The sequence below is a fragment of the Microcoleus sp. Pol12B3 genome (genome assembly GCF_036701355.1).
Lineage (GTDB): Bacteria > Cyanobacteriota > Cyanobacteriia > Cyanobacteriales > Microcoleaceae > Microcoleus.
In genome coordinates, this window is the sequence record NZ_JAUBQS010000070.1 from 20,489 (window position 1) to 32,213 (window position 11,725).

Annotated in this window: 6 protein-coding genes; all 6 read left to right on the plus strand. The window is 45.5% G+C overall.

All coding sequences use genetic code 11. The features are described from left to right. Positions 1-17: 17 nt before the first annotated feature. The 6 genes from QUA53_RS24825 to QUA53_RS24850 all read left to right on the plus strand — a co-directional run bounded on the left by QUA53_RS24825 (position 18) and on the right by QUA53_RS24850 (position 11,691). Positions 18-5,990, plus strand: a complete 5,973-nt coding sequence (locus QUA53_RS24825) for an AAA family ATPase (RefSeq protein ID WP_333100326.1) — start codon at positions 18-20, stop codon at positions 5,988-5,990. 15 nt (positions 5,991-6,005) lie between these two features. Next, positions 6,006-7,145 carry a response regulator gene (locus QUA53_RS24830; protein ID WP_333100327.1) on the plus strand — a complete coding sequence of 380 codons (1,140 nt, stop codon included), beginning with the start codon at positions 6,006-6,008 and terminating at the stop codon, positions 7,143-7,145. Continuing rightward, entirely contained in the window at positions 7,142-7,798 is a 657-nt protein-coding gene (locus tag QUA53_RS24835; protein WP_333100328.1) for a response regulator transcription factor, read from the plus strand. Before QUA53_RS24830 ends, QUA53_RS24835 begins: the two co-directional genes overlap by 4 nt. Positions 7,799-8,298: 500 nt before the next feature. Beyond that, the gene (locus tag QUA53_RS24840; protein ID WP_333100329.1) at positions 8,299-8,547 is read left to right on the plus strand and encodes a DUF4278 domain-containing protein; all 249 of its coding nucleotides are present in this window, start codon (positions 8,299-8,301) and stop codon (positions 8,545-8,547) included. Positions 8,548-9,841: 1,294 nt separating this feature from the next. After that, positions 9,842-11,101, plus strand: coding sequence for a styrene monooxygenase/indole monooxygenase family protein (locus QUA53_RS24845; protein WP_333100331.1), 1,260 nt, complete (start codon positions 9,842-9,844; stop codon positions 11,099-11,101). A 14-nt stretch (positions 11,102-11,115) separates the two neighbouring features. Continuing rightward, positions 11,116-11,691: a Tom37 metaxin N-terminal-like domain-containing protein gene (locus QUA53_RS24850; protein ID WP_333100332.1), complete on the plus strand. Its 576-nt coding sequence runs from the start codon at positions 11,116-11,118 to the stop codon at positions 11,689-11,691. Positions 11,692-11,725 lie beyond the last annotated feature (34 nt).

Here is an 11,725-nt window from a genome sequence, read left to right on the forward strand (position 1 = left end):
TACTCTGGGGTGTCAGTATGCTTGTTCTGCCTAACATTGAGGTTCACGCCCAAATTTACTCAAGCGCCAATTCGCTAGTTTACCGAGGGACAAGCCAGCCGGACAACACCCCGGTTATCCTCAAACTTCTCCAACAAGACTATCCCAGTCCCTCAGAACTGACCCGCTACAAGCAGGAATATGAAATTACCTGCTCTCTAAATCTGGAAGGGGTGATTAAGGTCTATAGCCAACAAGCTTATCAAAGAACGCTGGTGATGGTTGTGGAGGATTTTGGTGGAGAGTCTTTGGAGAAATTACGGCAGGAGTTGCCACAACTGTATTGCCCGATGCCCTTGACAGAATTTCTGCGACTGGCAATTCAGGTGACAGAAATTTTAGGCTCAATTCACGCCTCCCAAATAATCCACAAAGACATCAACCCCAATAACATCATCTTGAATCCGGCTACCGGGATAGTCAAAATCATTGATTTTGGCATTGCCACCCGATTTGCCCGCACCAATCCGAGTTTCAGCAATCCCACGGCCCTGGAAGGCACTTTAGCCTATATCTCCCCAGAGCAAACCGGGAGGATGAATCGGATGCTAGATTACCGAACAGATTTCTATTCGCTGGGAGTCAGTTTCTACGAACTGCTGGTGGGGCAACTGCCATTTGTGACGGATGATGTGCTGGAATTGGTGCATTGTCATCTTGCAAAACAGCCAGTTCCACCTCACCAGCTTGTAGCAGAGATTCCCTCAATTGTTTCTGATATTGTGCTCAAATTGATGGCTAAAAATGCCGAGGAGCGATATCAGAGTGCAGCCGGAATCAAAGCGGATTTAGAAGAATGTTTGAACCAGTTAGAAAGTCAGGGAAGCATATCGGAATTTCCCCTGACCTCTCAAGATATTTCTGACAAGTTTCAAATTCCCCAAAAACTCTATGGGCGCGAGGCAGAAGTTTCTACCTTACTAGCAGCATTTGAGCGAGTCAGCGGTCAGAAAAAACTAACAACGGATAATGGACAACTTGCAACTAACAAAATCGAAATGATGTTAGTTGCTGGTTATTCAGGGATAGGTAAATCAGCCCTAGTGCAAGAAATTTATAAACCTGTCACTCAAAAAAGAGGCTATTTTATTGCCGGAAAATTTGACCAATTTGGACGTAATATTCCCTATTCGGCTGTAGTTAGTGCTTTTCAATCATTGGTGCGGCAACTCCTGGCGGAACCACAGGAATCTCTAAACAGATGGCGAGAAAAAATTCTGGAGGCGACAGGTGCGATCGCGTCAATAATTATAGATGTGATTCCCGAAGTAGAACTGATTATCGGTTCTCAGCCCCCCGTGCCGGAAGTTGGTGCAACTGAGGCGCAAAATCGTTTTAATTTGGTGTTCCAGAAGTTTATTCGGGTGTTCTGTTCTCCAGAGCATCCTTTGGTGATTTTCCTTGACGATTTGCAATGGGTAGACTCAGCAACGCTGAAGCTAATTGAGTTAATGATGAGCGACTGTGAGACAGAATCTCTTTTGTTAATTGGGGCGTATCGAGATAACGAAGTCGAGGCAAATCACCCGTTGATGTTGCTGCTGGCTGAGTTACGCAAAAAAGCTGTTACGGTCAATCAAATCACCCTCACGCCTTTAGCCCTAGAGGATACTCGCCAACTGATGGCTGAGACCTTGCACACAGATACTGCCTCAGTCGCACCGTTGGCAGAATTGGTGCAGCGAAAAACGCTAGGTAATCCGTTCTTTGTTGAGCAATTTCTGAAAATTCTGCACGCAGAAAACCTGATTGAATTTGATGTTGCTCAACGCGCTTGGCAATGGGATTTGGCTCAAATTGAAGCACAGAATATCACTGATAATGTTGTGGAGTTGATGATTGGCAAGCTTGAAAAATTGCCTCCAACCACGCAGCAGGTATTACGATTAGCCGCTTGTGTCGGTGCTAATTTTAGTTTAAATATCCTGGCGATTATCTGTGAAAAGTCATCATCTGAACTGTTTCCTGTTCTCATCAAGGCGGTTCAGTTGGGGGTCATCTTGCCAACTTCTGAGTTAGATGAGCAACTGTTGATTCAAGATTACAAATTCTTGCACGATCGCGTTCAGCAAGCGGCTTATGCCTTGATTGATGAGAATCAAAAACAAGCCGTTCACTTACAAATTGGTCGCAATCTGTGGCATTCAACTACACAGGAGACGTTAGCCGACAAGATTTTTGAGATAGTAGATCATCTTAATCTTGGCGTTGAAGTTGTCTTTGAGCAAGCAGAACGAGAGGCAATCTCGCAGTTGAATTTGCTGGCAGGACAGAAAGCTAAAGCGGCGATCGCTTACGAGGCAGCATTGAAATATCTAAAGATGGGAATAACCTTGCTCTCTGCTGATAGTTGGCAATATCAATACGATCTCAGCTTAGTTCTGCATGAGGAGGCGGCAGAAGCTGCATACCTTTGCGGTCATTTCAACGAGATGGAAAAATGGGCAACGATTGTCTTGGAACAAGCCAAAACCATTCTAGACAAAGTGAAAGTTTATGAGGTCAAAATCCAAACCTGCATGGCCCAAATGAAACTACTGGAAGCCGTCAAGACAGGGCTACAAGTGCTGGAGAAACTGGGAGTAAGTTTACCAGAATTGCCCACCGAGTTGGATGTTCAGCAAAAACTAGAGGAAACAAAGATTGCTTTGGCAGGGAGAAGATTACAAGAGTTGATGAACCTGCCGCTAATGACAAAAACTGACAAGTTAGCAGCCATGAGTATCATATCCCATATAACTTCTCCTGTTTATCAAGCTGCGCCAGTACTATTTCCGTTGATTGTGTGCGAACAGGTGAATTTATCGATCAAATATGGCAATGCTTCCTTTTCTGCTTTTAGTTTTGTTTGTTACGGAATCATCTTAAGTGGAGTAGCCAACGATATTGAGGGAGCTTATATATTCGGCCAATTAGGTTTAAGTCTAGTTGAACGGTTGAATGCGAGAGAACTCAAGAGTAAGGTATGCCATACAGTTGCAATGTGCATCATGCATGGAAAGTTCCATCTTAGGGATACCTTATCACTTTTCCAAGAGGGATACTCTAGTGGCATAGAAAACGGAGATTTTGTATTTGCCGGCTATAACGGAACAACTAAAGCTCGATATTCATATTTTAGTGGTCTGGAACTGAAGGAGCTGGAACGAGAGATGGCTTTCTGGAGTAACGCCATAGCTCAACTGGGACAAAAACATTCCTCAAGCTATATTCAAATGCATCGGCAGGTAGTTCTTAACTTACTTGGAAGGGTTGAAAATCCTTGCCGTTTAATCGGTGAGGTGTATAACGAAGAGAAATGGCTACCACTTTATTTGTCTACCAATGATATAACTGCACTTCCTTTCCTTTACATACACAAGCTTATCCTCTGTTATCTCTTTGGAGAATTCACAGTAGCTCGAAAAAATGCATCTGCTGCCGAGAAGTATTTAGAAGGTGTGATAGCACAGGTAAGTGTTCCTATATTCCATTTTTACAGTTCTCTAGCGTGTCTGGCAGTATATCCTTCGATCTCTACTTTAGAACAAGAACATCTACTTTTCAAAATTAGAATTCATCAAGGAAAACTACATAAATGTGCATATTATGCCCCAATGAATTTCCAGCATAAATACGATTTAGTAGAAGCTGAAAAAGCCAGAGTATTGGGGAATATTCTTGAGGCGGAAGAGTTTTATGAACGAGCAATTATTGGAGCTTGTGAAAATGAGTATATCCAAGAAGAAGCCTTAGCTTATGAGCTAGCCGCCAAGTTTTATCTAGCGCGGGGACGGGAGAAGTTCGCCTCTATGTATATGAAAGAGGCACACTATTGCTACCAGCGTTGGGGTGCTTTAGCCAAGGTAAAAGACTTAGAAAATCGCTATCCACAATTGCTCAACCGCGATCGCGCCAGCAGTTCCCCTACCGAGCATCATCAACCCACGATTACCTCCGGTAGAGCGCTGGCAAATCTGGATCTCTCTGCCGTCATGAAAGCCGCTCAAGCACTTTCGGAAGAAATCCGCCTTGATCGCTTGCTATCAACCTTAATGCAAGTAGTAATTGAGAATGCTGGAGCCGAGAAAGGTTCTCTGATCTTGCTAGAAGAAGACAAGCTGGTAGTCGTTGCTCAATATATCGGTGAGGGGAATTGCCAACAGCAAGAGACAATCCTTGGCAATGACTCGGATATTCCCGTAACCGTCATTCACTATGTACAACGCACAGGTGAAACCCTGGTACTAGAAGATGCTTCGATAGAGCCGACCTTTACAAATGACCCCTATATCCAACAGCATCATCCCAAATCGCTACTGTGTACTCCCCTGATTAAGCAAGGCAAACTGATTGGCATTCTTTACTTGGAGAATAACCTGAGTACGGGAGCCTTTACGAGCGATCGTAAAGAAGTCCTGAAGCTGCTCATCGCCCAAGCCGCCATTTCCTTAGAAAATGCCCGACTGTATGAGCGTCTAGAGGAGTATTTACACACGCTAGAAATCAAAGTAGACGAGCGAACTGCTGCCTTGCAGCAGGCAAAGGAAGCCGCAGAAACCGCCAACCATGTCAAAAGCGAATTTCTAGCAAACATGAGCCACGAACTGCGTACCCCCCTCAACATTATTTTAGGATTTACCCAACTACTGTTGCGCGATCGCCTTTTGACCTCTCAACAGCAAGAATACCTGGACACCATTACGCACAGCGGCGAGCATTTGCTGGGATTGATAAACGACGTGTTGGAAATGTCCAAGATTGAAGCGGGACGGACACGCTTGAACGAAACTAGCTTTGACCTCCATCACCTGCTCAACACCTTAGAAGAAATGTGGCAACCCAAAGCCACTGCTAAAGGTCTGCTGTTGAAGATTGAGCGGCTTGGCGACATCCCTCAATGTGTAACAACCGATGAGAGTAAGTTACGCCAAGTCTTGATGAACTTGCTCTCAAACGCCATGAAATTTACACAAGTCGGTAGCATCAGTGTGCGAGTGAGAAAGCAGGACACACAGACCCCCAGACACGAAGACACGGAGAATTTTCCCTCTGTTGTGTTTTTTGAAGTGGAAGACACAGGACCAGGCATTGCCAAAGAAGAGGTCAAAACCTTGTTTAATGCCTTTGCTCAAACCGAAACGGGGCGCAAATCTCAGCAAGGCACCGGACTCGGTTTGGCGATTAGCCGAGAATTCGTGCGGCTGATGGGCGGAGACATTACCCTAGAAACCCAAGTCGGGCGAGGAACCAAGTTTCAATTTTCTGTGCAGGTAGCGCTCGCTACTGAGGCTGGCGGTTCCCCAAAACAGCGCCATCAGCGAGTGATTGGGTTAGCGCCCGATCAACCCCGCTATCGCCTGCTGGTGGTGGAGGACAAATGGGAAAATCGCCAACTGTTGATCAAAATGCTAGAGCCACTCGGCTTTGAAGTCCAGCAAGCTAGCAATGGTCAAGAAGGGATCGCCCTGTGGGAATCGTTTGAACCCCACCTGATTTGGATGGATTTGCGGATGCCCGTAATGGACGGCTATGAAACAAGTAAACACATCAAATCGCAGTTAAAAGGGCAAGCGACGGTGATAATTGCCCTGACTGCCAGCGCCTTTGAGGAAGAACGCGTCGTTGCCCTATCGGCAGGCTGCGATGACTTTGTTCGCAAACCCTTCCGCGAAGAGGAGCTTTTTGAGAAAATGGCGCATTATCTAGGTGTGCGATACCTCTACGAACCGCTTGTCCTGCCCCCCGAAGCGGAAACGCCAGCCCAAGTAAACCGAGAACTACTCGATGTGATGTCTACACTGTGGCGAGAACAACTTCATCAAGCTGCAACTTGTGTCGATGGCGAGCAAATTGTTCAGCTTATTCAGCAAATCCCACCGGAACATGCTAGCCTAACTGTTGCCCTCACCGAGATGGTTAATCACTATCGATTTGATCGGATTGTGATGTTAAGTCAACCTCAAGCCTAAGTTTGAGAGATGCCTATGGACTCCCCCCATACTGTACCCAAAGGCAATATCCTGATTGTTGACGACACGCCGGATAACCTGCGTCTGCTCTCGTCTACGCTGACCGATCGCGACTACAAAGTGCGAAGTGTAATCAATGGTGCAATGGCGCTAATGGGCGCACAAGCTGCTCCACCCGATCTGATCATGCTCGACATCAAGATGCCAGATATGGACGGCTACGAGGTTTGTACTCGTCTGAAAGCCGATGAGCGAACCCGCGAGATTCCAGTAATTTTTATCAGTGCACTTGATGAGGTACTCGATAAAGTTAAAGCCTTTACTAGCGGCGGCGTGGACTACATCCAAAAGCCGTATCAAGTCGAGGAAGTCTTAGCCCGAATTGAAAATCAACTCACCATCCGGCGACTGCAAGTGCAACTGCAAGCACAAAATCACCAGTTGCAGCAAACCCAGGCTGAACTTCTGCAAGCCTTAGAGCAGGAGCGATCGCTTCTGCGGCGCATTGAGGAGATGGCAGCGATCGAAGAACGCAACCGGATTGCCCGAGAGATTCACGACTCATTAGGACACGCCCTGACTGCCCTGAACGTTCAGTTGCAAGCTGTTGCTACCCTGTTACCCACTGACTTGGCTCAAGCCCTGTCTTTTCTGACTCAGGCGCAACGACTGGGTAAAACAGCCATGCAGGAGGTGCGGCAATCCGTGAGGGCGCTGCGGGCAGATGAACAAGCCGAACAACCTTTAGAAGAAGCGATCGCGGATTTAGCAGAAGAGTTTCGGCAAGTTACTGGCATCACCCCCATAACTCACATCGAGCTAGCCGAGCGTGTCCCGTCGCCCGTGTCTAAAACCCTCTACCGAGTGGTGCAAGAGGCATTGACAAATATATCCAAGTATGCAGAAGCCACAAAAGTGCAAATTCAGCTAGTCACAACTGGCAATTCTCTCCCAGACAGCAAAGCTGATCGGGTTTGCCTCACTATTGAGGATAATGGCAAGGGATTCAATTGTGAGCAGAAAATGGCCGGGTTTGGATTACAAGGAATGCGAGAACGGATTGCTGCCCTATACGGCGATTTCCACCTGAGTGCGAAACCGGCAGCAGGTTGTCAGATCAAGGTTGAACTCCCCTTATCAGAGGTGCTGCAATGATTCGCTTATTACTTGTAGACGATCAAAATTTGATTTGCCAAGGGCTACAGGCAGTGCTCAGCCAGGAACCCGATCTCCAAGTGGTGGGGTCTGCGGAGAATGGTCAAGTCGCTCTCGCTCTCGTTGCCACATTACAGCCCGATGTGGTGCTGATGGATATCCGGATGCCTATGATGACTGGCATAGAAGCTACCCGACTGATCACTGAGCAGTTTCCTGACACCAAAGTTTTAGTGCTGAGTACGTTTGATGAAGATCGCGACATTGCTCAGTCGATGCGGGCAGGCGCGAAAGGCTATTTGCTCAAAGATATGCCAGCCCCTGAACTGGCAGAAGCGATTCGTTTGGTGCATCGCGGCTACAGCCAAATGGCTCCAGGGCTGATGGAAAGGCTAATGACAAGCGTTCCCGCTTCAGATAATGTGGAGGCTCAACCCGCACCAGAAGAATTAACTCAGTTGCCTCCCAGAGAACGAGATGTACTGCGCTTGATTGGTCAAGGCTGTACCAACCGCGAAATCGCTACAGAGCTACACCTTGCCGAAGGAACGGTTAAGACTTATGTGACCCATTTGCTGAACCGCTTATCGCTCCGCAATCGAGCCCAGTTAGCCATTTATGCAACTTCGATCGCATCAGCTCTCAATAGTTAATGCTCCTCATCACTTCGCTGCTATTTCGCCTCGCAATAAGTTCAACCTGCCAAAAAACTGTTGATTAAACTCTTGTATATCTAATCCCTCTTTTGTCACTTTGGGTAGACAAAAACGCTTTTGCCTTGCGCTCTCTAGCCTCTAGCGATTGTCAATAATTTTGGAGTCGCAAGATGAAAGCCCTACAAATCAACAGTTCCGGAAAATTCTCTACCAAGAGTGACAAAAGAGGGATAAGTTGCAATGCAACAAGGGCTTCTCTCTTCTGCTTAATCTTTGTATTCCATTTGATTAGAGGACAGTCACTTATTGCAATCAACAAAAGACTTAAGCAAATCTACTTAGTAGATTAACGAAAGTTAGCAGAGGTTAATCTCTTTTGTTGATAGATGAGTCAAGACTTTTTTCAGATGTTTCTTCTAAGGGGAATCTCTACGATAAGGACAGTTAAGCAAAGCGCTTAACTCCAAACCAACGAGATACCAACTAGGAGATAACTTATGAAACTCATCTATCGCGGCACTACCTACGATTACAATCCTGCTAACGTTGCTGCGCGTCATCCATCTCAACCTACTCCCACCCGTGACTCAGCTTATGAGTTAATTTATCGGGGAAACACCTATCGAGTCGATCCAAATGCCATTACAAAAACTCCTGTAAAACCCACCTCATATGAGTTGATTTATCGAGGAATAACTTATTGGGTGAATCGCAACGAACAAAGCGACGTTCCAGCCATAACTTAATCAGCAAACTCTTCAAAGAAAGCCTCAAAGACTCCTCGCCCTTTAACTCAAAAAGCGGCTGGGGAATACCAGCTTTAGAAGTAGCTTTGTCAACGGCAAAAAGTACCCTTGGCTGAAGTGTCATACCGCCTTACGCCTGGAACTATCAAGCAAGCAATGACTATTAGGCAGCATTCAGTGATCGCTGAATCTCTTACCTGAAATCCGCAACTCTCCCTCAGCTTAAGTTCTTGTTATTTCTTGTTTACCCAAACTCTACAAAGGAAAACTCAAAAAATGGCTACTACTTTATTGGCAACAAGGATTGCAACTGGTAATGCTCAGGCATTAAACACAGTGCCAGCTCCAATTACTAAGTCCCGTAAGAGTCGCTTAGTTGCTCGTTGGTTAACTGACAAAAACTCTAAAGTCTACTGCCAGTGGCTTATCGAGGATTAAGTATGCATTGCTAGTTAACGCAGTTAGCTTTCTCAAAGAAGCGGTTGTGTTAAAGCAAAAGAAGAGTTAGCGAAATCTTTAATACTTACATAGTCTCCTATCAAAGAGCAATGAATTCACCACGTCTCTCTAAATCCAGAAAGCCTTCTCTAAGTCTACATCTCAAGTTACCAAAATTCTCTAGTAAGCTTTTAAAGCTATCTAGCAGTTATTGTGCGTTAATTGGAGGAATTTTACTGGCCTCAAATACATCGATGAGTGGATATGGATTTATCTTTTTAGCCATGAGTTCAGGTCAACTTCTAGTTGCCAGTTTGCAAGACCAAGATAGCAGCATGATTTTCTATGCAGCTTCGTTGTTTATCTTTGTTGATTGCTTAGGAGTTTATAGATGGGTTTTGACTTAGTTGTAATCTGTCACATATCACCGATTTGATGCCACTTACGCACTTAATCACAAGGAAAAGCTAATGAATGTTAATGTGTTTCACTCCAATTCCACCTCTGCTTCTGTTCAATCTCCTCTTCCTGTTGCATCATCTGCCTCGGTACAGAAGCCTATCCAGGATGGAACAAGTACGAGAGAACCTACCAAAGCTTCAAGCAAATCTATTGTAAATCCTAATTCGACTGTGTACTGGGTGAATGTTGTTAATGCTCCTCTAAGTTTGGTGGATAAGCAAGAAAATTCAAGATCGGAGGGAGTTAAAGCCAGAGCCAAAAATAAGACAAGCTCAAGAAAACGGCTTTATTGGTGGTTGTAGTCGCACAACAATCCAAAATAAAGCTAACAGCAATAGTTTTTTCACCCAGTTCGCTAAACAACCACATTTAGAATTAAAAGGTCAGGCTTAGTATGCGAAAAATTGCAATTATTGGAGCGGGTCAAGCTGGTTTACATTTAGGAATTGGTTTGCTTGATGCAGGGTATGCAGTGACTTTATTTAGCGATCGCACCCCGGAAGCGATTCTGAATAGCAAACCGATGGGAACGCCAATCTTATTTCCAGACGCACTACAACTGGAACGTAACCTAGGATTAAATTTTTGGGATGACGAATTTTCTGACGGTGTACGATTTCGCAGCCAGGTGTGCGACCCGGAAGGAAATACAGCCTTAGTTCTGTCCTCCGATCTACGACAGCATTGGCAAGCAATCGATCAGCGCCTTAAGTTCCCAGCCTGGATGCAGGAATTTGTCAAACGAGGGGGTGAACTGGTGATTCAAGCCACGACACCAGAAGACTTGGAAGAGTATGCTCAAACTTACGACTTAGTGGTGATAACTGCGGGTAGAGGTTCCTTCTCGACTTTATTTAAACGAGATGCCCAAAAATCAGAACATGACCAGCCAAAACGTTACGTTATTTCGTTAATTACGACCGGATTGAAGGGAGATATAGAGGATTTGCATACGGGTGGGACAACGGTTCTACCGGATGTTGGCGAAATCATTCAGTTTCCTTTCTACGCTAATGACAAACTTTGTACCTTACTTGCTTTGGAAGCCTACATTGGTAAGGCGATGGATCGATTTTCTCAAGCTCAAAGCGGTCAAGAATTGCTGGAAATCAGCAAAAAAGTGATTCAGCAGTTGAAACCTGACTATTACGAGGCGATCGCAGATCTGGAATTGGTGGATGAGCAAGCCTGGGTCAAGGGTGCAATTACGCCGATCGTGCGTCAGCCCGTTGGTCACTTGCCATCTGGTGCAGTGGTGATGGGTATTGGTGATGTAGCTCTCTTGCACGATCCCGTTACTGGACAGGGAGCGAATAACGCCACAAAAATGGCGCATCTAGTGAAGCAACGCATCATTGAACATGGTAACCAACGCTTCGATGCATCTTGGATGCAACGTGTATTTGATGAATTTTGGAATTACGTTCAGCACAGCCGCACCTTTACGGATTGTGTATTAACACCTCCAGCTCATCTGCAAGATCTAATGGTGGCAATGGCTGAAAATTCAGACATTCTCGCCGATTACTTACAAGGTCTCAACCATCCGCCCAGCTTAGCCTCATGGTTCTTTGAACCGGAAGCCGCCAAGAATTATCTGGCACAGAAGAATTCAATACCCAGTATTCATCGTGAACCCGTTTTAGCAGCATAAGGAGTTTGAAAAAAATGATTACGTTGTACACCTCACCATCTCTCTGGGGGCTACCCAGCATTAGCCCAGCCTGTATGGAGCTTGAAACTTGGCTTCGCATGGCAAAGCTGTCTTACAACTCCGTTATCGTCACAACAGACAATGTGGAGTTAGCCCCAAAGGGTAAGGTTCCGTTTATTGACTATCAAGGAAAACTGATCGGTGATGCCAGCTTAATCATCGAGATGCTCAAGCAAAAAGAAGGGATTGATTTTGAGACAAGCTTGAGTGCTACAGAGCGATCGCTCTCCCTAGCATTCCGCCGGATGCTCAAAGAAAACACTTACTGGGGAGGAATCCACATTCGCTACAACATGGAAGAGAACTGGCGACACTATAGAGAAGTAGTAGCGAACATTCTCTTCCCTGATGCTCCGACAGAAGTATGGGAACCGTTCATCAAAGAGTTCCGACAAAACATTCTCTCTCAAATGTATAGCCACGGGATGGGCCGTCATAGCAGTGATGAAATCGTCCAGATTACCTGTGCTGATTTCCAAGCCCTCTCATACCATTTTTTTAAAGATGTGATAGACTTGTGTAAAAAGTAAAGGAGAGAATTACAATGTCTGGTCGTCCTCATAT

Coding starts and splice junctions, on each gene's coding strand:
- QUA53_RS24825 (WP_333100326.1), top strand. CDS start 18: ATGCTTGTTCTGCCTAACATTGAGGTTCACGCCCAAATTTACTCAAGC.
- QUA53_RS24830 (WP_333100327.1), top strand. CDS start 6,006: ATGGACTCCCCCCATACTGTACCCAAAGGCAATATCCTGATTGTTGAC.
- QUA53_RS24835 (WP_333100328.1), top strand. CDS start 7,142: ATGATTCGCTTATTACTTGTAGACGATCAAAATTTGATTTGCCAAGGG.
- QUA53_RS24840 (WP_333100329.1), top strand. CDS start 8,299: ATGAAACTCATCTATCGCGGCACTACCTACGATTACAATCCTGCTAAC.
- QUA53_RS24845 (WP_333100331.1), top strand. CDS start 9,842: ATGCGAAAAATTGCAATTATTGGAGCGGGTCAAGCTGGTTTACATTTA.
- QUA53_RS24850 (WP_333100332.1), top strand. CDS start 11,116: ATGATTACGTTGTACACCTCACCATCTCTCTGGGGGCTACCCAGCATT.